The following is a 25,317-nucleotide window of genomic DNA, read 5'->3' on the forward strand; positions in this document are numbered from 1 at the left end:
TAGGTGCAAATCTATAATGAGTGCAAGAGTTAGGAAAGAACAATCAGGGAGGTCATTTAAATGAAATTAACAGAAGTCATATTAAGTACGCATCAATTCGAAACGTTAAAAGTGTTTTACGGATCTCTGTTGGGGCTAGACATTGTAGTGGATCAACCGTCTCAGTTATCGTTTCAGGTCGGGAGTACAATTCTCGGTTTCTGTGAAGCGGACCCTAAGGAAAAACCATATTATCATATTGCATTTGCGATTCCGACTAATAAGTTCAGCGAAGCGAAGCAATGGGTGAGTGAACGAGGAATCCCGTTATTCTCCAAGGATGGACAGGATGAATTTTCATTCGAGAGTTGGAACGCAACGGCACTTTACTTCTACGATCCAGACGGCAACTTAATCGAATTTATTGCCCACCATACACTCAACAATGCGACTGACGAAGCATTCGAATCGAAGCAGATACTTCGCATCAGTGAGATTGGCCTTCCTGTCGACAATGTTCCGGAGACCGCGAACAAGCTCATCGAAACGTTCCAACTTAGCCAGTGGGGCGGGGACGGACGGCAATTCGCACCGATAGGTGATGCGGAAGGAGCTTTGATTGTGGTGGACAAGCACCGTCCTTGGTTTCCTGACGGACGAACTCCAGCTGTATTCAACACTAGGGTCACCATTGAAGGTACGGATTCCATGAGAATTTCGCTTCAAAACAATCTGTATGAAATAAGATCGAGCTGATCGGCATGCCGTTTAGGTCATGATTTAGGACTGTAAAGCATTTGAGCACGAACAAAGTCTGTTGGTGTATTCACAGGTATATCTAGGAAGTATTCCAATTGCCATGTTTGAGTTTTTTGAGCCTGACGACTTGTAGGCTTGTCCCAAGGTGGGTAAACGCGTATTGCCCTTTTACCGCCATTACCTTCATTGGATAAGATATCTCGATCACATAGAACAGATCTTGGAAATATAAACTGACCAAAGTGATTACCTTTACGTGTACTAATAACGAAGAAATCGACTGGATCTGATGCGTCATAGGGTTGGATCGGTCCATCCCCAATTCTCTCCCATAAAGTCACAAATTGCCCGATCTTTGTAGGAGTGATTTTTGCGACACGAAATCTAATGGTGAGAGCATTCAAATTAAATAGATGCGCCCCATATTCAGCATTGTGTGTTTCTGGGAGTGGGCGGGAGCAATCCAACCTACACGGGTTATATACAAGATTCTTGGTAGCAAGTAGATCACTATGGATTGAGTCAGAGGGTGCCCAACCATTGTGATCGTTAGGGCGTACTTCTGAGAAGGTTCTATTTTTTTCATCCATCTATTCAAATCCTCCATGTGAGTATGTGATAAAATACGGGTAACACAAGCTATATTAAATTTAGGAGATGTTACTTATGAGTATAAGTATTAGACAAGAAGTATTCGAAGATTATAAACTGACAGAACAAGTCGTAAAGAGTGCATTTGCTAATATGGAGTTTAGCGATCAAAAAGAACATGAATTGGTGTCTCGTATTAGAAAAGCCGATGAATTTATCCCTGAACTATCTGTAGTAGCCATTAGTAATGATACTGAAGAAATCGTTGGACATATTCTTGTATCTAAAATAAAAATTGTTAATGATAATCAAAGCGTAGAATCACTTGCTCTTGCTCCTGTTGCAGTCTTACCAAACTACCAAAATAAAGGTATAGGAAAGATGTTGATTCTCGAAGCATTACGAAGAGCAAAAGAACTTGGATATCAATCTATTGTTGTACTGGGGCATGCAGAATATTATCCGAAATTCGGCTTTAAAAAGGCATCTTTATGGGGAATAAAGGCACCTTTTGAAGTACCAGAAGAAGCATTTATGGCATTAGAGTTGAAAGAGAATACACTCGCACATGTTTCAGGAGTTGTTGAATATCCAAGCGTCTTCTCTGAATAAGTTCCTATTAAGAGATTAAACCCTCCTATTTCGTGAAAACCTAGATTTAATAGGTTACTTAGGAGGGTTTTTCGAAATATAAGAAAGTAAGTTTCGATTATTGATACTCTTTCACAATGATATTGAGTGTGTGTTTATCATATGTAATAAGAGCCTTCCACAATGCCCAACCACGCGCCCGATTCCAAGTTCCTTCATCACATTCCATTTCGGTGAATAACGACTTTCTGCTTTCATCGTCAAAAAAAGTCCATGCCATCGCCAAATCACAGGCAGGATCTCCGATACCTAGTATTCCAAAGTCAATGACAGCACAAAGTTTCCCGCCATTCACCAACAGATTTCCAGGTGCAACATCCCCATGAACCCAAACGGGCTTCTTTGTCCATTCGGACTGTAACGCTGTCTCCCAAATATCATGAAATAGATCTGATTCTACCAATGAATTTAGATTCCTTAGGGCAGCCTTCGTTTCTTCATTGTATACGGATAATGAGCCACCCCGATGAAAATTATGTGCTCCGGAGAAAGGTCCACCAGTAGAATCTATAGCCTGAAGTTCTTTTAGAAAACGCGCTAAATCAATAGCAAATTGATGTAGATCACCCACATTATCATAGCTTACTGTTTCGCCCTCGATCCATTTATTAACAGTCCAAGGCCAGGGGTACCCTTCAGCTGGCACTCCTTGTACTAATGGAGTTGATATGGGCAAAGATAGATGGAAGTTTAGCTTCGGTAACCAAAACATTTCTTTTTCTACTTGTGGAACATAACATTCTTTACTTGGTAACCTGACGCTCATTTCATCACCTAAATGAAAGGTTCTATTGTCATGACCCGAGTTCTTTACAGGAACAATCGGTAAATATGACCATTGAGGAAATTGAGCTTGTATAAGTCGACTTACTAATTCTTTATTAATATCAATCATCATGAACCTCCGGAAATATAAATATTAATCACGCTTGCTATACTTTATCACACTGGCAGAAGGTTTTCATTGTGAATGAGTAGAACCACATGGCTGTAATTTGAAATAGGGAAATGATATACTTTTCGATGTAATCTATGAAGTGAATACAGGTTGCCTCTGGGGCAGCTAATATATTGGAGGTATCTTAATGAGTCAACGTTATCGAATTACAAGAGCATTTCAGGAGAATGGTGCTTCGGCGCAAACCATATCTTTGGAGGAGTGCAAACAGTATTTCACGTCCAAACCTGATTTTTCTTATTCATCCGTATTTACGGTGATAGGCGCTACTAGCATGTCCATTGATGGAGATTTCTTCATGTGGAGCTATAACGATACTCAGATCCCATTCAGGCATTATGATGGAGATATATACGTATCTGGCACCAATAAAGCAGTCATCCCCATGGTGGTTGAAGTGGCAGGCGAATTAGGCGCAGATGTGCTGGAAGAGTGACAATGATGGAGAATACTTATATTACTAAGTAAGCCGTGATAGTTTAGGAATGAAAAAGGTGTAGTTTTCCTACAGAAGGAGGGGGATTAATGGACAAGTACATAGACCGAATGGAAGAGTTTCAGGAATGGGAAATGAGGGGAATTCTTAATGATGTATTGAATATGACGGCACTTACCTCCTCTAATGGAGAAGGGGAGGAGAAGAAGCTTGCAGACGGGATAATGAAATTGTGGGACAATCGTCTGGAAGAAGCACGCAAACGTCGGATGGACGCTGGAAAACTTCAAAGTGGCGTTCATATTGTGTTCAGTCAGTCCAATGCCGGTTCATTGAAAGTAACACTTAGCGAGATAGGTAAACGACAAGAGAATAAAGTTCTGGCGTTTAGGGACCTGTTCTCTATCGGCCCCATTATGCATTTGGATAAGGAGGAAGGACAGCAAAACAGGTTGCATTGGATGATGGAGCGGATTCCTGATTATAGATTATATGGGGTTATTAACCACGATCATCAAATAGAGCGCATGATAGAAGTGCTTGCAACAATTCCGGAAGATAAGTCCGTCACTATTTGGTGCGGTGATAACGCCCATGATCAGACGGGTCTACGTTTTGCACTATATCTTCTGAAGGAACGGAAGCAGCCGATTAGGGTTGTGAATGTATCGGAGGCTTACGGGCGAATTTCGGCACACATGCAAGAGAAGTTGACACCCTATATACAGAGCTTAATTGAAAAAGAGTTGTATACAGAGATTGTAAAAGGATGTAATGACGTTATGCCTTTGGACGCTGACCGGAGGCGGTGCCTTGAATCAGAATGGGTGGAAATATCGAATCAGGGGCATATGTTGCGCTTATGGCAGGATGGAGAGATCAAGGGCAAGGAGGAGGATGAACTGGACGGCATCATCTTAGCAGAGGTAACTAAACTCCAAGAAGAAGAGAGTGGGGATGGGTTTGTCAAGACGGGTAGTGTAGTGTCCGAAGTATTAAAGAATGCACTTCAGCTTGTCGGGGACTCATTTATTGAGTATAGGATTTGGACTTTAATTAGTGATGGTATTCTGATATTCAAAGGGCTTCCAGGCACAATGCATCAGTATTCAGTTCGGATTCAGTGAGATCATATGATATTGGAATTTTAAGAAGAGTGCCATAACCGCAATAGAAAAGAACAATCAGGATTTCAGCATCATGCGTCTAAATTCCATTGCCCCCCAGAAAAGACTCAGTAATGGATTGAGCTTGAATTTGTGGATCCGTAGTTTCAATACTTTCATCACTAAAACTTTCCAAATATTTATTCAATGCTGCACAGGCACGCTACACTAATGGAAAGAATTTATTTCGATTATATCATCACTTTTTCCATGAACTGTTTCGGTAACACCAATGAATCTAAATAACAACCTGGATTTATGTCAAACCCACTTGTTAAAACGCTTGAAATATAAAGATAATAATGCTTAACTAGTGTATATAGTGATTATGTATTATATATATAATATGTAAAGAGAAATACTTGGATGATATATGAGTTAAGTTGTTTGCGAGAAAGATAAAGATGGATTGTTCAACTAAATTACGTTTGTGTCAAGACATATATTAGTGTCACTTAAAGGAATTGGTTAAGAACTCTTTTTTAGTTTGCAATTATATTTATTCTACAAAATGTTATCTCTGTCCTATTAATTTATTTTGACTAGATTATTCAAAGTTTTCCATGCTGTGTACAATAGATATACATAACGATGAAAAGGAGGTATCTGCATGCAAATCATTATTTCTAATAGTTCAAAAGACCCTATTTATGAGCAGATTTTAAAACAAATTCAAACGAAAATATTGTCAGGTGAGCTGACAGAAGGAGCTGCTTTGCCTTCTATAAGGCAATTGGCCAAAGATTTAAGAATTAGTGTTATCACTACTAAACGGGCATATGAAGAATTGGAAAAGTCGGGATTCATCTACTTAATTGTTGGGAAAGGTTCATTTGTAGCGGAGCAAAATTTAGATGTTATTCGAGAGAAAAGGCTGAGAGTGATTGAAGAGCAATTAAGTGCAGTTATCTCTAATAGTAAGGAAATTGGGTTATCTTATGAAGAATTACAAGGTTTGTTAAAGTTGTTGTACGAGGAGTGATAGGAATGGAAAATGTGATAGAGTTTCATGACGTTTCCAAAGAATTTAAGGCATTCTCTATAGATAATATTGATTTAGAGATAAAACAAGGGTACACAACAGGATTTATTGGTTCAAACGGATCTGGTAAGTCAACCATGATCAAGTTAATGATGAATCTTTTACAGCCAGATAAGGGGAAGGTAAGCATATTTGGACTGGATTATGCCAGTCATGAAAAAGAAATAAAAGACCGTATAGGCTTTGTTTACGACAGCAATATATTTTACGGATCCCTGAACTTAAAGGATATTAGTAAAATCGTTGCTCCAGCTTATAAACAATGGGATAATAAGCAATTTAATGAATATGTTAATCAATTTGAGCTACCTTTAAATAAATCTATTAAAAATTTTTCTAAAGGGATGCAAATGAAGGCTTCTATAGCAATTGCCTTATCTCATAATGCAGAATTAATTATTATGGATGAGCCAACAGCAGGATTAGATCCAACGTTCCGTAGAGAATTATTGGACATTTTTCAAGAAGTTATGGTAAATGAGGACAGGAGTATATTTTTTTCAACGCATACTACAAGCGATTTGGATCGTTTTGCCGATTATATTGTATTAGTTGATAAAGGGGAAATTCTTTTTAATCGACGTTCGGATGAGTTGCAGGAACAGTATGCCTTGGTGAAAGGCAGTACCGATTTGCTTGATCGGGATACGGAAGCACATTTCATTAACATAGAACGTTCTCAAGGTGTGTTTCAAGCTTTAACAAAAGATGTAGCAAAAGTACAAACAGTCTTTGACAATCATATTGTGATAGAGAAAGCTTCTTTAGACGAAATCATGTTTTATATGAAAGCTGCACACAGGCACGGACTAAATGATTAAAACTATAAAAAGAAATAATACGTACGGAAAAAGTATTAGGCTTTAAAGATCTTAATGAAATATTAAGGTCTTTTTTTGTTGAAACTGAGAAAAGGAAAATTAAGTATTGTACATATTGTAAATAGAGTGTATATTGTATATGTAATGTATATACTATGTGTGATATTGATTATATATGTTTAGAAAAGGAAGGGGTTCTAGTTACAAAATAAATTAGGTTAAAACATATCGATTTTTTCAAGACATAAATCTAAAACGACAAATTTTATTTGGAATTTATTTTAGGAGTGAGAAAAATGGAAAATATAGTAGAATTCAAAGCTGTAAGCAAACGTTTTAAAGATTTCTCCTTAGAGAATATCAATTTGCAAGTAAAACAAGGCCAAATAACAGGGTTTGTCGGGGCTAACGGGGCAGGAAAATCGACCACGATGAAGTTAATGATGAATCTTTTACAAGCAGATACGGGCGAAATAAAGGTATTTGGAAAGGATTATGCCAACCATGAGAAGGAAATCAAGGAGCGCATAGGATTTGTCTATGATAGTAATGTCTTTTATGAAGGTCTAAATTTAAAAGATATTCGTAAAATCATTGCCCCTGCCTATAAAAATTGGAGCGACAGGAAATTTTATGATTATTTAAAGAAATTTGAACTCCCGTTAAACAAGTCGATTAAAACCTTTTCCAAAGGGATGCAGATGAAAACCTCTTTGGCCATGGCTTTATCTCATGAAGCTGAATTTATTATGATGGATGAGCCGACAGCTGGTTTAGACCCTGTTTTTCGAAGAGAACTGTTGGATATTTTAAAAGAGATGATGGCAGATGGCAGGCGGACTATCTTCTTCTCCACTCATATAACCAGTGATTTAGAGCGGATTGCAGACAATATTATTTTCATTCAAAAAGGAAAGATTCTTTTCAACGATTCGATAAGGGATGTGCAGGAGCGTTATGCGTTAGTCAAAGGAAAGGTCAATTTACTCAATCACGACACAGTAAAAAGTTTTATAAGCATTGAACGTTCTTCGACTGAATTTCAAGCACTAACAAATAATGCAGAGGAAGTAAGGAGATCATTAGGAGATCAAGTGGTTATGGAAGAAGCCACCTTGGAGGATATTATGTTTTACGCGAAAGGAGCTAGTCAGCAATATGTTTAACTTGATAAAAAAAGATTTCGTTATACAAAAGACACAAATACTACTTTTTATTCCGTTTATTATGTTCTTTGCGATTTTTGCCCATCATATGAACCCAGCCTTTGTTTTTCTGTTGGTCAGCACGTATATACCGATGAATGGATATATTTATGATGAACAGGTAGAATCTAATATCTTTCTTAATTCATTGCCATATACGAGAAAAGAGATTGTTGACGCAAAATACATCGGTGCCATTGCATATATGATTTTATCAATAGGTATAGCTGGTATCATTCTATATGTATTTAATTATGACTATACGATAAGGGATATAGCCATCGCTGTAGGACTATTCTTCATCTTTGTTGCTTTTGCCTTTCCGTTATTTTATATATTAAAACCTGGTTATATAGGTATGGCAATTTTAATTGGGTTGATATTCTTTGCAGTTGTTCTGCCACCCATTTTCCGATTCCTAGCAGAACATCTCACAACAATTACAGATTTTCTTACAAGCTTGTCGACAACAACCCTTTACCTTAGTGGCGCCGCTATCTCTATTAGTCTCTATCTGATTTCCTGGATGGTCAGTCAATTTATTTATCAGCGGAAGGTGTTCTAAATTTAATTTAACAACTCACATCACATTTAATAAATATCCTTGAAAGGAGTAATTACATGCTATTGTTAGCAGAACAACTTTTTTTATTATCCGTTGATCCAAAAACTAGTCGACCATATGGCCGTGCAGGGTCAGCATTGTCCTATAGTTTAAACGGCGCTTTGTTGGCAGAACTGGCACTTAATGGACATATTGAGTTACGTAATTCTAAAATTGAGGTTGTTGATTCGAGTACAGAAGACACATTGCTTAAAGAAACATTAGACATCATAAAAGCCAAACCTTTAAAAACACCAAAACAGTGGATTTCTACTTTACGAACTTCTCACAAAAATATTCAATATAAAATTGCTGCTAAATTGGATGATGATGGTGTCATAACAATGGAAAAGAAACAAATATTGGGAGCTGTTCCTGCTTATTTTTACAAATTCAATCCAGATCATTTTGTTAAAGAAGCACATAAAAGCTTTCATATAGTTATTCAAAAAAATAAAAAACAGAAATCTTTAGTCGAAGAAGAACGGACTGTTGTGTTAATGTCATTAATTTATGCTAGCAGCTTGCTACGTATCGTTTTCCCTGATAGTAAAGAAGCAAGGGAGGCTGAGAAACAGATAAAGCAACTTAATAAAGACTTACCTATTTCTAATGCTGTCAAAGCAACAATTGATTCCATCAATGTGAGTATTTTTGCTACATCTGCCTATTTTTCAAATTCTTAAAGAAACAAGACAGACTGAAAAACAAATAAAACAACTTAATAAAGACTTACTGTTTCTAATGTTTTCAAGTAATAGAATTGAATAGAATATTTAAATATTTATACGCCCAACTGTCATATTCAGTTGGGTTTTATTTTTCTAAAAAGATTTCCTCAATTCTTTGGCAATTTTAAAGAATTCCAGTTGAAGGTTATGAAAGGGCAATGGGACAATTGATTTGGACGTTAAAGTTACGAATACGGGTTACGTAGGGTATGTTGCTTCAGAGGTGACGAACTCGTCTGGATCATTTTCTTTGACATTGCAGGACGAGGTTCGGAATGAGTTTGTTAATATACCATGAGCGATCATCCAAGGGATTTGCAAACAGAATTGAGATTGATAGATAAGAAAGGTGTTATGTATGTAGACAAACAAAGGTTCCATCTCAGTTCCTACAGTCATTCGCCTCGCAGATTATGGGGCTGTCCCTATTACAGGCAAAGATACTTAGAAAGCAATGCAGCGTGCGATTAAGGCGGCTGCTTCGTTACAGTGCCTGACCTTGATTGAATGTGCTCCAGGACGCTATGATTTTTATATGGATGAAGCGATTCGAGCACCTTGTTTTATTACGAATACTGCGAGTGAAATAGAAAATCCGGATATTACGAAAACGATCGGGCTACTGTTCCGCGGTATGCGCAACATCACGTTGGATGGTAAAGGGGCTTTATTTGTCTTTCACTGTAAACAGACCATGTTCGTCATCTCCGAATTGAAGGTAACGAATTCCTTCTTGAAGAAGCGATCACCCTAGACGCTCGGCATACGGGTGAGCTATCGTTTGTTGGCAATACGATCAATCGTTCACAACAAGTACCTACTGAAGAAAGCGTGATTCGCCTAACTTCTTGTACCGGCGTAGAGTTGGGGGACAATCGATATAGCCTATAGAGAAATGACCTAGAAATGTTTAGGGAATTTAAATTTGTTTACTATTGTTCTGAGAATTATAAGAGTTTTACTTGTATCTTCACCCAAATATCCATTATAGTAAATGAAACTTTCAATTGAGGTGAAATGGGATGGTTCTCCACTTTGTTCGAAGTAACTAGTTCACGGGCTGGGTAAAACGCGTACCAGCTGTTAAGGGGGAAGTCTGTCCATTTAACCTACGAGAAGAATTACTTCAGATAAAGTGTCGGGCACATCTTTTTTGTAAGCCAGGACACAGGGACCTATGGTCTCTATCGATCCTGGTTTTTACTGTTTCATTGTAACGATTTGAAAGGTGGATATGAGATATGAGCAAATTTGATTATATGAAATTCTACGATGAAGTCGGACCATTGAACGGTTGGGATTTCAGTAAAGTAAAGGTTACAGCTGAAGGAGTTCAGTGGGAATTCTATAATGAAGTAACCCAAAGATGTAAACAGCCTGATCAATTGCTCGATATTGGTACAGGTGGAGGGGAATTTTTATTATCCATAGCTCATACTGCTTCACTTTTAGTGGGCATTGATCTCTCATCAGGAATGATCCAAACTGCAAATCAACATTTAGAAAGTTCCAATAAAACAAATGTACGATTTTTACAAATGGATGCTGAGAAACTCGATTTTCCTCAGAACTTTTTTAATGTGGTATCGTGTAGACACGCACCATTTCATGCTAAAGAAGTAGCAAAAGTGTTAGTGCCAGACGGGATATTCGTTACTCAACAAGTAAGTGAAAATGATAAGCTGAATATGACACAAGCATTTGGAAGAGGACAGCATACCAATCTGGATGGAACATTAAAAAATAGATATATTGAGGAATTGAACGTAGCTGGGTTTACTGATATCCAGTCTTTTGAATATGATGCAACAGAATATTTTGAAACATATGAAGATTTAGTATTCTTGCTGAAACACACACCGATTATTCCGAACTTTGGGAAGTGTAATGATGATTTTGAAATACTCCAACAATTTATAGCAAATAATCAAACTGAAAAAGGAATTAAGACAAATTCAAAACGATTTATGATCATTTCAAAAAAGAGGAGAGATTAAACTGGATAAGGCTAAAAGAAAAATCAGAAGAATTCTTACCGAGAGGAGCATATAACTATGGATAACTTGAATTATAGATTAAATTTCGGAGAGCTATGTGCAAAATTCAATCTAGGGCAGTTAACAACTGAACCAGAACAAGTATTTGGCGGATTCCTTCATAGAATGTATCTGTTGAAAACAGACAAGGATCAGTATGCAGTGAAAGCTTTAAACCCGCAAATTATGCAACGTAAAACAGCCATGAACAATTATATTTTTTCTGAAAAGGTTGCAAACATGGCGTACGAAAATGGCATAAATGCACTTCCGGCAATGGTATCAAATGGAAGCTCTATGCATGAAGTGGATGGTCAATATTATTTGTTGTTCCCATGGGTTCAAGGAAAGACATTACCCTCTGGGAGTATTGATATTGAGTGCTGCAAAATGATGGGGGAAATCCTTGCAAAGATACACAAAATCGATTTTTCTCAACTTATGATGGATAAGCAAGATGAAAAATTGGATACATTATCAGTAGATTGGAATGATTATGCCCACAAAGGAAAACATGATGGCTTGGAGTGGTCATCCTTGCTATTAGATAACCTGGATAAGTTCTACCATTGGGAGGGTCTAGCTAATTCCTCTGGGGAATCATTGATGAACAATAGTGTTATCAGCCATAGGGATTTAGATCAAAAGAATGTATTATGGGACGAGAATCATCTCCCCATTATTATTGACTGGGAAGCAGCAGGAACTACCAATCCAACACAAGAACTGATTGATGTGGCATTGAATTGGTCAGGATTTGAAGAGGGTAATGTAAGTAAAGATGCTTTCAGTACTCTAATTCGTTCCTATAGGAATCATGGCGGAGAGTTTTCAGATCACTTGGATGATGTGCTGAACTATGGTTTTAGTGGGAAACTAGCATGGTTAGCCTATAATATTAGACGCTCTCTTAGACTGGAATGTACGGATGATACGGAACAAGAACTTGGAACGAGCGAAGTAATCAAAACAATACAAGCTATTCATAACTATGCTAATTTCATTCCTGTTTGTATAGAATGGTTATCAGTAATTGATGTAGAGTTTGTGAAGAAGTGATGTAAAACTTGGCTGTCGTATATATGTTATAATGGGAAATGGGTTGAAACCCGTATTCAATTATTCATAGGAGAGTGCTTATCGTGATTATCAAATTCATTCGTTTACGTTAATGTGAGGTACAGTTCAATGATGTCCATCCATTTTTTAGAAATGTGATGGGTTTTATTTGTGTGTGCTTTTTTACATTTAACCAAATTCGAATGAAGCGAGGAATTAACTATGAGTGAAAAGATCAATAAAATTAACGGAATTGATATATGCACGGAAAGTTTCGGGAATCCCGAGAATCCAGCGGTCTTACTGATTATGGGCGCGATGTGTTCGATGGTTTATTGGCATGAAGAATTCTGTCAACGATTAGCTGACACAGGACGATATGTTATTCGATATGATAACCGAGATGTCGGACGTTCGATTGCCTATGAACCAGGGAAATCTCAATATACGGTGGTAGATATGGTAGATGATGCTGTTGGGGTACTCGATGCATACGGTATTAACCAAGCACATATTGTTGGAATGTCATTAGGCGGTATGATCGCACAAATCATAGTATCGAGGCATCCTGAACGGGTTCTAACGATTACTCTGATGATGTCCAGTATTTTCGGATCTGACGACAACGATCGTGATTTGCCTCCAATGGATGAGAAGATACTCGCTTACCATGCTAATGGGGGCACATTGAATTGGTCAGATGAAGAATCGGTTGCAAATTACTTGGTCGCAGGGTCAAGCTTGCTCTGTGGTTCGAAGCATGTATTCGACGAGAAGAGAGCTTATGAACAGGTGAGACAAGAAATCAAACGAGCTAATAATCTACTCAGCATGTTCAATCATGCGCTTCTTAAAGGTGATGCTTCCTATGAGGGGACGTTAACAGGAATCAAGGTACCTGCGTTGGTTATCCACGGCACAGAAGATACTGTGCTTCCATATGAACATGGTCTAGCTCTGGCCAAAGAAATTCCGCATGCATTGTTACTAACCCTTGAAGGAACGGGGCACGAAGTTCACTTCGATGATTGGGATCATATTATTAAGGCTATTTCGGACCATACACTTTGAAAGTCAATATAGATAGAAGGTGAAATAAATGGACAGTATAACCCAATCTTATTTTGAAAACTTGGAAGTTGAGGATAAGGATGCTCAATTTGAAGCATTCAATCATATTATAAAAGCTACACAAGTAGAAGTGGACTGGGCTTATGAAGTTTGGGATCGATTAAAGGGATGGTTAACGGATGCCGATAATCACCGAAGAGCCAGGGCTGCTCAATTTCTTTCCAATCTAGCGATCAGCGATCCTGAGCAACGAATGCTCAACGACTTTGCAGGTTTATGGGAAGTGACTAAGGATCCGAAGTTTGTTACAGCTAGACATACCTTGCAATCGATTTGGAAAGTCGGCTTAGCTGGACAAGAGCAGAAAGAGTTGGTTGTCAATCATATCATCGATCGCTATCACAACGGTGCCAATGAGAAACATTATACTTTGATTCGATTCGATATGATTCAAGGACTTAAAAATTTGTACGATAAATTACAAGATGAAACTATCAAGCAAATAGCAATGGAATTGATCGAGTCAGAAGAAGATAGCAAATATCGAAAGAAGTATATGTCTGTATGGAAATGATAGTTATATAAAACACAGCGGCAGTCTAGGACTTATTGTTACGTCCAGGCTGCCGCTGTGTCTTTTTGTTGCGCAGTTTACTACATTTAAAGACCATTCTCACATTGCTTTTACGGTTGTTGGAGCGGGATTTTATAAGATGTGATTGGAGTTGAACTTGATGTATTTATTGTTGCCGGATAGGCTAATAAACAATCGATTCTTCTCCTTTTCGAATACATTAGAGTATCGTAAAAAGAGGGGAGTGAAGACTTATCAGAATCTTTAGAGCTTTCTTATCTGGACGGAACCAGGTACCACCTGTCAGAACTATTGCTACAGGAAATGCGGTTTTTCGGCTTAATGCTAATGCTACTCAACTAAGATTCCACCTTGTCATCAATAATATCTCCCAAGTTACTCAAGCTCATATCCATCTTGGACGGAGGGGGCGAAACGGCCCTGTTGTCGCTTTTTTGTTCGGTCCGAGTAAATTTGGCATTTCAGTTAGACGAGGTGTTGTGAGAGGTGTTCTGAACAGCCGTGATCTGGTCGGTCCTCTACAAGGCAAAACTCTCACTGATTTAATCCGTGAGATCAGAGCTGGGAACACTTATGTTAACGTGCATAACGTAGAGCATCCAGATGGTGAAATTCGAGGACAAATCAGCACGTAATTGAAAGATATCGACACAATAAAGAACACAAACTGAGCCGAGTCCCTGCCTATGCTGAATAGAGTAATCAGCAAGCAGGGAGCATGGGCATGTATAAAAGTTGGCTTATGGAACAGCATATACATAATAAGCATATTGATAGATAGGTTGGTGATCTTTATTCATGCGAAAAAAATGAGTCTGTTTCTGCTGCTGATCTTTATATTGATTGTAGCTTCTGGATGCCAAAAATCGAATTTAGCACAGAAAGAACAAGATTTAGTCCGAGTAAAATCCATAGACAGTTTGAATACAAAGAAAGTTATCCTATTGGTGGTCGATTCATTAATGGCTCAAGCCATTGATAAAGGCAGAGCACAAAATGAACTTCCCACCATACAATTTTTGATCGAACATGGCCAATATTATAAGGATGTAGTCAGTTCTTTTCCTACCATGTCTGTGACGATTGATAGTTCTCTGGTTACAGGAGCATATCCGGATGGTCATCGTGTGCCTGGTTTGACATGGTATTCGACGAAAGAAAAGAAGCTCATTAATTATGGAACTGGACCGATGGAGATTATCAAACATGGAGTTGACCCGGTATTAGTTGATGCGTTAGTTAACTTGAACGGTAGCCACTTAAATCGGCAACTACCTACCATTTACGAAGACTTAGCCCGAATTGGGAAGAAATCCGGCAGTATAAACGGTTTGATTTATCGGGGCACCGTTGATCATACGTTATCCATTCCCCCCTGGATTCAAGGTCCAACATCTTTACCACCATCAATTCCTGTAAAAGGACCGGATTATTTAGCGTTGGGTGCATTGTCTGATCCACTTAAAGGGATTGAAAAACTGCCTGATGGGTTAACCCATCGGATGGGATTGAATAACCAATATTCCATTGAAACCGCCAGTTATTTAATAAAGGAAAATAAATTACCCGATTTTTTATATATTTATCTACCTGATTTAGATCAAAAGATTCATAAGAATGGCCCTTCAGAGCTTAATGGAGTAAAGGAAGTAGATAGACAGCTTCAATCTTTATTGCAAAGCTTTGGTTCACCAGAAGAAGCTTTGAACAAAGCGATTTTTGTTATCGTTGGAGATAGTGGAATGACCCCAATATTGTCTGCCGAAGATAACCCGGTTGTTGATTTGCCTTCCATTTTAAAAGACTATAAAGTGTTGCGTCAGGGTGAATCAGTAACGGACGAAACAGAAACCGTGCTTGCCGTAAATGAAACCATGGCTTATGTCTATCATCTTAAAGCGGACAAGCTTAGAGACATTGCCTATTTATTAAAAGCTGATCCACGCATCGATATCATTTCATGGAAAGAAAAGGGGTGGATTTACGCAATTCAAGGTGAAACCTCCAAAGAGCTCAGATTTAAAGCCAATGGAAAGTTGATCGATCCTTATCAACAAAGATGGGCGGTCGAACAAGATGTGGAGGTGTTGGATTTGAAAATAAACGCTCAGCGTCATACATTGATCTATGGTCAATATCCGGATGCACTGCAACGGTTATCAGGAGCTTTACATTCTCATGCTGGAGAGTTTTTGGTAGTCACGGCAAAGGCTGGTTATGAATTAGCAGACAGAAGCTCACCAACGCACAAAGGTGGCGGAGGTCATGGAGCTCTTGGCCAAATGGAATCCCTGGTTCCACTTATCGTGAGTGGAACTGATCAAAAGCCGCAATATTTGCGGATCATTGATTTAAAATCATTTCTGCTTAAGCTTCTAACAAAGGAGCAATGAATGATTTCTTTTTTTGAGTATTTTAGAAAAAAGGAATAAGTGGCTATCTATAGATAGATTGAATTAAAGTTTACACTTCTCGTCTGTAGTTCATTCTATGTAGATAGCCGACTTGTGAACAATTGTGATTGATTTATTATAGATCAGTATTGTGTACACAACGTCCAGTATAAAGATTAGAATATACATCATCGTTAATAAAAGTGATTGCGGGTAGAAAGAATAGCAGAGGATCGAAGCGCATAAGGTGCCTATCATTTTGAAGTAAGCGATAGATAGGGATTGGCCTTGTAGATCTTTGGTCAACAGCATTTTTATGAAAAAGATGGACATCAGTAGATTGATGCCAAAGGCCGAATAAAGTCCCATTGTATCATGAAATTCAACTGCCATTCCATACTGCAACAGAAAAGCTATGACCATTAATGAGAAGACAGAAATATGAAGCGTACGTTTTGGATAGGTTCTTTTAGAATAGTAGAGAAATTGGAGCAGAATAATGCAGTCTAATAGAAACCACACCAAAGTTATGATTTGCTGAATCGGATGAAACGGCATAATAAAGGTTAATAGAAACTCCCAAGTAATGTTTGCACAAATAGCGGCTAGAGGCATTCCGCAGGATTGATCCTTAAACCCTTTATAAATAATGAGAATATAGGCGATAGTCCAGAATAGGGCTATCCCAAACATAAGAAGATATTCTACTTTCAGCGGTAATAGGTGAGTCATATGGGGACAATCACATCCTTTCGGAAAGTTTTCAGCCATTCAGAATATGTATATCAGCTTGTCTATGTATATGAATCATATATTCTATGTAGACCATCATGAGGAGCATGTTACAATTAGAATATAACGAGAAGTTATTATAATTGGAGGAAAGCTGCGATGGACGGAATCACACGAAAGAAACATACAGGTATTGAAATTGGGATTTACACTCTAGGAGATATCGTACCCGATCCACTAAGTGGTAAAACCATTAGTACCCAACAACGACTTCAAGAGATTCTGGAAGCTTCCAAGCTAGCTGATGAGGCAGGGCTAGATGTCTTGGGAATCGGTGAACATCATCGGTTAGATTATGCAGTGTCCGCGACTTCAGTGGTCTTAGCTGCTATTGCTCAAATAACGAAGAGAATCAGACTAACTAGTGCTACAACCGTGTTAAGCACGGTAGATCCTGTACGATTGTTCGAGGAATTTGCAACGTTGGATTTGCTATCGAATGGACGAGCAGAAATTATCGCTGGTCGTGGGGCTTTCTTGGAATCCTTTCCGCTTTTCGGGTATAGTTTAAATGACTACAATGAGCTATTTAATGAGAACTTTGAGTTATTTCAACAATTAAATAATCATGAGACAATATCTTGGCAGGGTCAATTCCGATCTACACTAAGTGAAGTTGAAATCGCACCTCGACCACTCCAAGCGCAAATACCGATCTGGATTGGTGTGGGTGGTACACTTGAAAGCGCTGAACGAGCAGGAAGAATGGGAACTGGTATGGCTTTGGCCATCCTTGGTGGCGACCCTATCCGCTTTAAACCGCTTGTTGATACTTATCGTTCAGCGGGAATCGAAAGTGGTCACGATCTATTGAATCTTAAGGTGGGTATTACAGGGCATGGCTACATATCTACGACTACCCAGCAAGCCAAACAGGAGTACTATCCTTATTATTCAAATTATCGCAAACATGTTGACCATCAACTTGGTAAAGCTGTGTTAAAAATGTCTCGTGCTGAGTTCGAGCAAATGGCCAGTCCTGATACGGCATTATTTGTGGGTAGTCCACAACAAATTATCGAGAAAATCCTACACCAATATGAGTTATTTGGACATCAACGCTTTATGATGCAACTTGATATTGGAGGTATTCCTTTCGCTAAAGTTGCTAAGAGCATAGAATTATTGGCAACCGAGGTTGCTCCAGTTGTGCGGAGGGAAACAAGCCGCTGATATTAATAGGATGAATATTTACTTCTCCATTGAGTTTTATCTTAATCATGATTATAATATAACGAGAAAAATATATGAAAAAGGTGTCTATTCATGAGCATATTAAATGTTGAAGGATTAAGTCATGGCTTTGGAGATCGTGCAATCTTCAAGGATGTATCATTCCGCCTGCTTAAAGGCGAGCACATCGGATTAATCGGCGCGAATGGCGAAGGTAAATCCACTTTTATGAACATTGTTACAGATAAGTTACAACCTGATGAAGGTAAGGTAGAATGGTCCAAAAGAGTGAGGGTCGGCTACCTCGATCAGCATGCTGATCTGACCAAAGGGTTAACGATTCAAGATGTATTACGAGGTGCATTCCAATACTTATTCGATCTTGAGCAAGAGATGAACGATATGTATGGCAGAATGGGCGATGTTACACCAGAAGAGCTAGAGAAGCTGCTTGAAGAAGTAGGTACAATCCAAGATACTTTAACAAGTCAAGATTTCTATATGATCGATGCGAAGGTACAGGAGACGGCACGAGGTTTGGGAATCACAGACATTGGACTGGATCGCGATGTGAATGACCTTAGCGGTGGTCAACGTACGAAAATATTGCTTGCCAAGCTATTACTAGAAAAGCCAGATATTCTGCTCCTCGATGAGCCGACGAACTATCTGGATGAGCAGCATATTGAATGGCTGAGACGCTATCTACAAGAGTATGAGAATGCTTTTATTCTGATCTCACATGATATGCCGTTCCTGAACAGCGTTATTAACTTAATCTACCATATGGAGAATCTTAAGCTGACCCGTTATGTTGGTGATTATGATCAATTCCAACAAGTGTATGAGATGCGGAAACAGCAGCTTGAATCCGCTTATACTCGGCAACAGCAAGAGATTTCAGAACTGAAAGACTTCGTTGCTCGCAATAAAGCTAGTGTAGCTACTCGTAATATGGCGATGTCTAGACAAAAGAAGCTCGACAAGATGGATGTCATCGAACTTTCAAAGGACAAGCCAAAGCCACAATTTAACTTCAAAGATGGAAAAACGGCCGGGAAAGCTATATTTGAAGCAAAAGGACTTGTCATTGGTTATGATAGTCCGTTATCTCGACCGCTGGATTTGCTGATGGAGCGTGGACAGAAAATAGCACTTGTCGGTGCGAATGGAATCGGAAAAACGACTTTATTACGCAGTATTCTAGGTGAAATCCCTGCATTGTCTGGTTCAATAGAGCTTGGGTATAACCAAGAGATTGGCTATTTCGAGCAAGAGATGAAGGAAGGCAACTATAATACATGTATCGAGGAAATATGGGAGACCTTCCCTTCACTTTCACAATACGAAGTGCGTGCTGCGCTTGCGAAATGCGGACTAACCACAAAACATATTGAGAGCAAGATCACTGTTCTGAGCGGTGGAGAAAAAGCAAAAGTGCGTCTATGCAAGCTCATTAATCGTGAGTCGAATATACTCGTACTAGATGAGCCGACGAACCACCTGGATGTGGATGCGAAAGAAGAACTTAAGCGTGCACTGAAAGCGTACAAAGGTAGTATACTACTGATTTCTCACGAACCCGAGTTTTACCAAGACGTCGCAACAGATATATGGAATTGCGAATCTTGGACTACGAAAGTATTTTAAAATATAAGAAAGTATAAGTTTCACTTGAATCAATTTCATAATCGCCGGTGCAGCTAAATCGAGTTGCGTAATTATGAAATTGATTCTTGATACTCTAATTCTTATATTTCCGCTGAAACGGGTGCCTCAAAGCGATACGAAGTATCGCAAGCATCGCAAGCATAAATTCCTTGACAAAGGATGACGAAGCCGTTTCTACTTGATGAACAAGCCTATGGAATGCTAACGAATACGTTACGCATCCATGGGCTTGTATTTGTTTTATGAATATCTAAGCTAGTTACATTACACACACACTCTAAAACAACCGAAATCCACAACAGTATCAATCTGAAAGATATTTACTGCTTTCAAAGCCAATTAGATGGTATAATTTGGGGTAATCATGAATAGCTTCGTCTATCATCCTGTGGAGGATGGATAAGCGAACTCGTATATACAGCTGTACAAGAGGGATAAACGAGTTCGTAGATTAGTAGTTAGGTGAAATCCTGCTAAAGACATATTATTTAAGGAGAACTCAAAGATGGATAAAACAAATATAAAAGTCGAATTTAGTATATTCGGAGATGAGTTTGATCCAGGAATAATAACTGATACTCTATTAATTACTCCAACTAGAACTTGGTTCAAGGGCGATAATATTAGAGGAAATTTATTTCGTAAGGAAACGTGTTGGGAACTTGCCACAGAGTATGAAGAATCATTAGATATAAATGATCAAATAGATGAGATTAAGGAACTTATTAAGAATCAAGAAGACGAAATAGTAAAATTAATTAGACAGAATAAACTAGAATGTAAATTTGATGTTGTTATTAATATTGAGAATAATGTAAAACCAGCAATATATTTAAACAAAGAAATCATAAAATTTCTTCATGATCTTGGGGCAGAAATTGATATTGATCTATGCATTTATAGCTAAGAAATGACGTTAGAAAATTCGCAGAAGAGCAGGACATCACCTAACATCACATTCCAACTGAGGGGCATTCGCCCCTTGGTCGCCGGAGGCATTTCGAGGAAGAGAATTCAGGCGACACATTGATTTCCCTAAGATAAGAGCTATCTAAGGGAAATCAACGTCAGGAATGCACAAACGTTATACGACAGTCTCTAAATGCATTTTTGTTTTTGGCTTTATCTCATAAGTTAAGGAGAGCTTAAATGAAAATAAGAACAGTTTCTTTATGTCTAATTCGAAGAGGCGATCAGATTTTAGTTGAAGAAACATTTGATAAAGATGTAATGAAGACATTTTATAGACCTGTTGGCGGTACGGTGGAGTACGGAGAAAATACTAAAGAAACTGTAATAAGAGAAGTAAGAGAAGAAATTAATGCAGAAATAACAGCACCAAAATTAATATTTGTGATTGAGAACATTTTTAAGTACATGGATCAAATCGGCCATGAAATTGATTTTATATATGAAGCAGAATTAACTGATGCAAATTTGTATAACAAACATGAAATTGATGGAATAGAAGGAGAAGTTAAATACAAGGCAGTATGGAAACCCATAATAGATTTTATCAATAATCCAACTGAAAAGCTTGTGCCGGATGGATTGTTAGAATTACTATCAAACAAAAACATTGAGGAAATGAGTATTATTAAACATATAAGAACTACTTAGTAAGAAAATATATTTAATACATGATTTGAAAGCATCTCATAGAAGAGAGACCGTCGTATAACAATGCATTACCACAGCGGTCGCTACGCTCCCTTGGTCACCAGGAGGAAGTTCCGAAGAAGTTAATTCTGGTGGCACATCCAACCAGCTAAGTGGCAGTGCCACCCGGACCTACGGTCCTTAAGCAGCTTGGACGTCGGTAATGCGGAAACGTTATAAGAAATCGGCGAAGACCAATCAGATTCAAATCTAAAGAGAGGGGGGCTTCTCATTAAATTCATTTCAGAAGATACATTAAACCTTATTTCATTACACGATTGCATTGTAGAAGAAGTTTCAACCGTAGGGCAGAATTTATTAATAATCTTTGAGCACATAGATGTAGAGTCAGAACATCCTCTTAATAATACAGGCAAAGCAATGTATACAGATCAGGCTCTATTTACCTTTGTTGATTTTGAGATCTTAGAATCGATTTTATATGATACTTCAGGTATTAAAGGTAAGAATAGAATTATTGTAGAAGAAGATGCGCAGAAGATTGAACTTGAAATTGCTGAATTATTGGTTGATTTTGAAGTGCTCAAGAATGAAGAATTACAGACGATAGATAGTTATTGTATTCATAGATTTGATGGATCAACTTCACTGAAAAATAATTCTGATTTTGGCTACTGGATCATAAAGTACAAGAAATTAATTATTGAATGGGAAAAATTTATTGATAAAGCATGGTTTGAAAGAAGATGAGTTTGGTAGTAATTCAAGAAGTCGCCGACATCTTATAACCATATATTCACGCATCGGGCCATTCGGCCCTTGTTCCGGCAGAAGTTAGAAGTGGATTCGGGGTGGATTTTCAGTATCGAGGAAGCAGATTCAGCCGGACACATCCCACCACCTAACCGCGTGGCGGCCGCCCTTCGGGCTTTAGGTGGTAGGACGTCGTGAATACGGTAACGTTATAAGAAATCAGCGCAAAAACAGAAAAATCAAAAGCCATTCATTCTTTGTAGATTTATACTGATGGGCAGGTTAGTGAAATAAAAAGATAGGGAGATGACAAAGTGACAGAAAATAAAAAAATGCCTATATGGATACTAGTTCCACTTATATATGGATTAGTATCCAACACCTTTATGCTAATAATACCCCCACTTTTGAGCCAACTTGTCTTTGCGGTCTTTTGGTTCTGGATAGGAATGAAGTTTTCTTGTTTAAGCGCCAACACAGTGAAGAGTTTCTTTATAGGTAATAGTATTTGGTTACTTTCATTTTTATTATATTTATGGCAATTTGTACTTTTAGATGATGAAAGCAGAAATATGTTTTTAGCACTTATTAGTCAATATTATATGCTACCATTTATTTGGTCTGGTACTAAATTGTCATTACTGTTTACGGATGTAATTCATGGTACAACCATAACTATTATTTCATATCTTTCGATGTTGTTGGTGTTTACGGTTGGTTTTATAATAGGAAAGATAAAAGCAGAATTGTGAAAGATGTGCTTAAACAAACGGGAGCGATAGTGGAATTGAGTATGTATTTCGAAGAAGGCGCTGACATCTTATAACACCGCATTCCTACTGTGGGCATTCGCCCTTGATCGCCAAGGGGGATTTCGGTGAAGCTTATTCAGGCGACACATTCAACCAGCTAAGTCTGACGACCCGTTCCCGGTGGTCACTTAAGCTGCTTGAACGTCAGGAATGCCAAACGTTAGATGAAATCTACGAAAACAAATAAAAAAACCTCAAGATCTAAAAAATATAATACTCATTAAAAGGAGCATTAAAATGACCCCACCAAAACATATCGTCTCTGCAGCAGCAATTGTAATAAATGAAAAGAATGAAATATTACTTATTAAAGGGCCAAGAAGAGGATGGGAGATGCCTGGTGGTCAAGTAGAAGAAGGAGAATCCTTGAGTCAAGCAGCTATAAGAGAAACAAAAGAAGAATCGGGAATAGATATAGAAATTATCAAATTCTGCGGAATATTTCAGAACGTAGGAAATTCAATTTGTAACACTCTATTTCTAGCGAAGCCAATAGGTGGAGAATTGACTCAATCATTAGAAAGCTTGGAGTCAGGATTCTTCCCGATTGAAGATGGACTAAACAAAGTTGAATGGAAGGACTTTAGACAAAGAATAGAGTATTGTTTAAAACCTGAAATGCACCCTTTTTGTGTTGAGTTTATTGATAAGAAGAATATTTAAAAGGTATCTCAAGAGGCCGCAGGCATCATCTAAACCAGCTAATCAAAGTCAACCCTATCATTAATAATATTTTCATAGGAATAAGATAGACATACTTAAATAAACCTACCCACAAGAGTAAGTTTTTCTGGAATTTAATTACTAATTTCAGTCTTAACCACAGTTAAATGCCTGACCAGACTTCCACATTCCAAAAACAATGCGTAAAAGCTTGTGAGAAGTAGCGACAATTGCGACTTTTGCCGGTTTGCCTTCTGTCCGTTTTTGCTGATAGAATTGGAAGAGAATCGAATTTCTTGGGCCATGAATTTGCTTGGAAATGGCGGCAACGGTAGCCTGATAAAGAGCCGTTCGAAGGTAAGAAGAGCCCCGTTTAGATATTCGATTCTTCTTGGATTTGAAGGTTCCTGATTCGTGAACAGCTGAGTCTAGCCCGGCAAAAGCTGTTAGCTGTTTAACGGACGGGAACCTTTTAATATCTCCAATTTCAGCGATGAACATGGCAGCAGTTAACGGACCCACTCCTGGAATCGTTCGTAGAAGGTGGTAGGTTTCTATAGACTCAGCCATCGACTGCATGGTTACCAAGAGATCTTTCATACAGTCCTGATAGGTCTTTAGCAGTTGAATATAGTGCATAAGAACAATCTTCTGGGCCTGAATGGCATGGAGATCAGGAAGACTGTTGTTAGCAATGGCAAGCAGTTGTACTAGTTTCGATTCATTCCAATCCCGACCTCTGCGATTGGAGAGGAGTAACTCAATGACCTCCTCATGATCTGCCTCTAAGAGTTCTTTGGGAGTTGGATAACGAGATAACAGTTCAAGAGAAGTACGGTTACAGACTTTGTGAAAGGCCTTGTCATACCCCGGAAAGATAAGATCAAGAACGGCACGGAAATGAAGCTGTGTCTCGCCATAGAGGCCTGTCCAATGCTGGTATTGTCGACAAATGACACGAAGCTGTTGAACAGAATCGCTTAGTTCTACTTGAGGTTCAGGAGATTGGAGGTAGAAGACATGAGCAATACGTATGGCATCGATCGGGTCGGTCTTGACCTTCCGTACCGCCTTTTGCTTCAGCTGATGAGTAAGTAATGGATTGAGAACAATGACAGAATAGCCATGTGAAGTAAAGAAAGATACAAGGGGTTTGGAATAATTTCCAGTAGCTTCTAGAACAACGTTGGGTTCATGGCCTGTGGCTTCCTTCATCTGCAGCAAGATCGATAGGAGATGATTGAGGTCGTCATGAGTATGAGAGAATGGAAATGGTTTGTACATACAGTCATGGTAAGAAAGAAAAGCAGCAGCAACACTCTTACCTTTAGCAACATCGATACTTAGAACAGGTGTATTCATATAACCTCCTTAGTTTCACTGGGGCCAGCACTTTTGATCTCCACAGGTTGGCACGGTGATACGGGCTCAAAGGCCCAACCAGCTGAATCGGGGTATGAACAAAAGGCGAGGGCGTAAAACACTTTATGCGACGGGATCTATGTCCCAACAAAGCATGCGTTTTTCAGCCCAGTGTTTCCTCCAGTATAAAGAAAAAGTTCATCCCCGAGCCAGTCGGGTATGAACTGAGAATACCAACATAGTATTCACGCTTTGGGGCATTCGCCCCTTGGTCCGCAGTAGCAAATTCAAGAAGCATAAACTGCGGACACATCCATTCCCCTAAGATAAGAGCTATCTAAGGGGAATGGACGTCGTGAATACAACAACGTTAT

Annotated in this window: 27 protein-coding genes; 23 read left to right on the forward strand and 4 right to left on the reverse strand. The window is 38.5% G+C overall.

Features of this window, described 5'->3' with window-relative positions:
* Window positions 1–60 precede the first annotated feature (60 nt).
* Entirely contained in the window at window positions 61–735 is a 675-nt protein-coding gene (locus ACP8HI_RS08215; RefSeq protein ID WP_438350616.1) for a VOC family protein, read from the forward strand.
* Between the two features lie 17 nt (window positions 736–752).
* Here the strand turns inward: ACP8HI_RS08215 and ACP8HI_RS08220 are convergent, their stop codons facing one another.
* Complete coding sequence (locus ACP8HI_RS08220) at window positions 753–1,328, reverse strand: MepB family protein (protein ID WP_438350617.1); 576 nt, start codon at window positions 1,326–1,328, stop codon at window positions 753–755.
* A gap of 76 nt (window positions 1,329–1,404) precedes the next feature.
* On the opposite strand from ACP8HI_RS08220, the gene ACP8HI_RS08225 reads away from it, so the two are divergent.
* Window positions 1,405–1,941 (forward strand): GNAT family N-acetyltransferase, encoded by a 537-nt coding sequence (locus ACP8HI_RS08225; protein ID WP_438350618.1) that lies wholly within the window; start codon window positions 1,405–1,407, stop codon window positions 1,939–1,941.
* 97 nt (window positions 1,942–2,038) lie between these two features.
* On the opposite strand, the gene ACP8HI_RS08230 is transcribed toward ACP8HI_RS08225, so the two are convergent.
* Window positions 2,039–2,875 (reverse strand): aminoglycoside phosphotransferase family protein, encoded by an 837-nt coding sequence (locus ACP8HI_RS08230; protein WP_438351755.1) that lies wholly within the window; start codon window positions 2,873–2,875, stop codon window positions 2,039–2,041.
* Window positions 2,876–3,065: 190 nt separating this feature from the next.
* On the opposite strand from ACP8HI_RS08230, the gene ACP8HI_RS08235 reads away from it, so the two are divergent.
* From ACP8HI_RS08235 to ACP8HI_RS08300, 14 genes are all read left to right on the forward strand, one after another.
* The gene (locus ACP8HI_RS08235; protein WP_438350619.1) at window positions 3,066–3,374 is read left to right on the forward strand and encodes a hypothetical protein; all 309 of its coding nucleotides are present in this window, start codon (window positions 3,066–3,068) and stop codon (window positions 3,372–3,374) included.
* Between the two features lie 89 nt (window positions 3,375–3,463).
* Window positions 3,464–4,501: a DUF1835 domain-containing protein gene (locus tag ACP8HI_RS08240; RefSeq protein ID WP_438350620.1), complete on the forward strand. Its 1,038-nt coding sequence runs from the start codon at window positions 3,464–3,466 to the stop codon at window positions 4,499–4,501.
* A gap of 649 nt (window positions 4,502–5,150) precedes the next feature.
* Window positions 5,151–5,522, forward strand: a complete 372-nt coding sequence (locus ACP8HI_RS08245) for a GntR family transcriptional regulator (protein ID WP_438350621.1) — start codon at window positions 5,151–5,153, stop codon at window positions 5,520–5,522.
* Between the two features lie 5 nt (window positions 5,523–5,527).
* Window positions 5,528–6,403 carry an ABC transporter ATP-binding protein gene (locus ACP8HI_RS08250; RefSeq protein WP_438350622.1) on the forward strand — a complete coding sequence of 292 codons (876 nt, stop codon included), beginning with the start codon at window positions 5,528–5,530 and terminating at the stop codon, window positions 6,401–6,403.
* Window positions 6,404–6,699: 296 nt separating this feature from the next.
* Window positions 6,700–7,569: an ABC transporter ATP-binding protein gene (locus tag ACP8HI_RS08255; protein WP_438350623.1), complete on the forward strand. Its 870-nt coding sequence runs from the start codon at window positions 6,700–6,702 to the stop codon at window positions 7,567–7,569.
* Window positions 7,562–8,173 (forward strand): ABC-2 transporter permease, encoded by a 612-nt coding sequence (locus ACP8HI_RS08260; protein ID WP_438350624.1) that lies wholly within the window; start codon window positions 7,562–7,564, stop codon window positions 8,171–8,173. The genes ACP8HI_RS08255 and ACP8HI_RS08260 overlap by 8 nt, the downstream gene beginning before the upstream one ends.
* A gap of 62 nt (window positions 8,174–8,235) precedes the next feature.
* Window positions 8,236–8,898 carry a GOLPH3/VPS74 family protein gene (locus ACP8HI_RS08265; protein WP_438350625.1) on the forward strand — a complete coding sequence of 221 codons (663 nt, stop codon included), beginning with the start codon at window positions 8,236–8,238 and terminating at the stop codon, window positions 8,896–8,898.
* Between the two features lie 499 nt (window positions 8,899–9,397).
* The gene (locus ACP8HI_RS08270) at window positions 9,398–9,697 is read left to right on the forward strand and encodes a hypothetical protein (protein WP_438350626.1); all 300 of its coding nucleotides are present in this window, start codon (window positions 9,398–9,400) and stop codon (window positions 9,695–9,697) included.
* A gap of 487 nt (window positions 9,698–10,184) precedes the next feature.
* Entirely contained in the window at window positions 10,185–10,940 is a 756-nt protein-coding gene (locus ACP8HI_RS08275) for a class I SAM-dependent methyltransferase (RefSeq protein ID WP_438350627.1), read from the forward strand.
* A gap of 57 nt (window positions 10,941–10,997) precedes the next feature.
* A complete protein-coding gene (locus tag ACP8HI_RS08280) occupies window positions 10,998–12,038 on the forward strand; it encodes a phosphotransferase (protein ID WP_438350628.1) in 1,041 nt (346 codons plus the stop codon).
* Window positions 12,039–12,260: 222 nt separating this feature from the next.
* Window positions 12,261–13,109 carry an alpha/beta fold hydrolase gene (locus ACP8HI_RS08285; RefSeq protein WP_438350629.1) on the forward strand — a complete coding sequence of 283 codons (849 nt, stop codon included), beginning with the start codon at window positions 12,261–12,263 and terminating at the stop codon, window positions 13,107–13,109.
* A gap of 28 nt (window positions 13,110–13,137) precedes the next feature.
* Window positions 13,138–13,683: a hypothetical protein gene (locus tag ACP8HI_RS08290; RefSeq protein WP_438350630.1), complete on the forward strand. Its 546-nt coding sequence runs from the start codon at window positions 13,138–13,140 to the stop codon at window positions 13,681–13,683.
* Between the two features lie 260 nt (window positions 13,684–13,943).
* On the forward strand, window positions 13,944–14,339 hold the full coding sequence (locus tag ACP8HI_RS08295) for a CHRD domain-containing protein (RefSeq protein WP_438351756.1): 396 nt from the start codon (window positions 13,944–13,946) through the stop codon (window positions 14,337–14,339).
* Window positions 14,340–14,489: 150 nt separating this feature from the next.
* Window positions 14,490–16,097, forward strand: a complete 1,608-nt coding sequence (locus ACP8HI_RS08300; protein WP_438351757.1) for an alkaline phosphatase family protein — start codon at window positions 14,490–14,492, stop codon at window positions 16,095–16,097.
* 90 nt (window positions 16,098–16,187) lie between these two features.
* On the opposite strand, the gene ACP8HI_RS08305 is transcribed toward ACP8HI_RS08300, so the two are convergent.
* Entirely contained in the window at window positions 16,188–16,829 is a 642-nt protein-coding gene (locus ACP8HI_RS08305; protein WP_438350631.1) for a hypothetical protein, read from the reverse strand.
* Window positions 16,830–16,988: 159 nt separating this feature from the next.
* On the opposite strand from ACP8HI_RS08305, the gene ACP8HI_RS08310 reads away from it, so the two are divergent.
* From ACP8HI_RS08310 to ACP8HI_RS08340, 7 genes are all read left to right on the forward strand, one after another.
* A complete protein-coding gene (locus ACP8HI_RS08310) occupies window positions 16,989–18,062 on the forward strand; it encodes an LLM class flavin-dependent oxidoreductase (protein WP_438350632.1) in 1,074 nt (357 codons plus the stop codon).
* 93 nt (window positions 18,063–18,155) lie between these two features.
* A complete protein-coding gene (locus tag ACP8HI_RS08315; protein ID WP_438350633.1) occupies window positions 18,156–19,712 on the forward strand; it encodes an ABC-F family ATP-binding cassette domain-containing protein in 1,557 nt (518 codons plus the stop codon).
* A 526-nt stretch (window positions 19,713–20,238) separates the two neighbouring features.
* Entirely contained in the window at window positions 20,239–20,640 is a 402-nt protein-coding gene (locus tag ACP8HI_RS08320; protein ID WP_438348010.1) for a DUF4279 domain-containing protein, read from the forward strand.
* Between the two features lie 242 nt (window positions 20,641–20,882).
* Window positions 20,883–21,353 (forward strand): NUDIX hydrolase, encoded by a 471-nt coding sequence (locus ACP8HI_RS08325; protein WP_438350634.1) that lies wholly within the window; start codon window positions 20,883–20,885, stop codon window positions 21,351–21,353.
* Between the two features lie 420 nt (window positions 21,354–21,773).
* Window positions 21,774–22,103, forward strand: coding sequence for a hypothetical protein (locus ACP8HI_RS08330; RefSeq protein WP_438350635.1), 330 nt, complete (start codon window positions 21,774–21,776; stop codon window positions 22,101–22,103).
* Window positions 22,104–22,420: 317 nt separating this feature from the next.
* Window positions 22,421–22,858, forward strand: coding sequence for a hypothetical protein (locus tag ACP8HI_RS08335; protein ID WP_438350636.1), 438 nt, complete (start codon window positions 22,421–22,423; stop codon window positions 22,856–22,858).
* A 297-nt stretch (window positions 22,859–23,155) separates the two neighbouring features.
* Entirely contained in the window at window positions 23,156–23,581 is a 426-nt protein-coding gene (locus ACP8HI_RS08340) for an NUDIX hydrolase (RefSeq protein ID WP_438350637.1), read from the forward strand.
* A 153-nt stretch (window positions 23,582–23,734) separates the two neighbouring features.
* Here the strand turns inward: ACP8HI_RS08340 and ACP8HI_RS08345 are convergent, their stop codons facing one another.
* On the reverse strand, window positions 23,735–24,943 hold the full coding sequence (locus ACP8HI_RS08345; RefSeq protein ID WP_438349894.1) for an IS110 family transposase: 1,209 nt from the start codon (window positions 24,941–24,943) through the stop codon (window positions 23,735–23,737).
* Window positions 24,944–25,317 lie beyond the last annotated feature (374 nt).

Source organism: Paenibacillus sp. FA6 (assembly GCF_051550225.1).
Lineage (GTDB): Bacteria > Bacillota > Bacilli > Paenibacillales > Paenibacillaceae > Paenibacillus_AQ.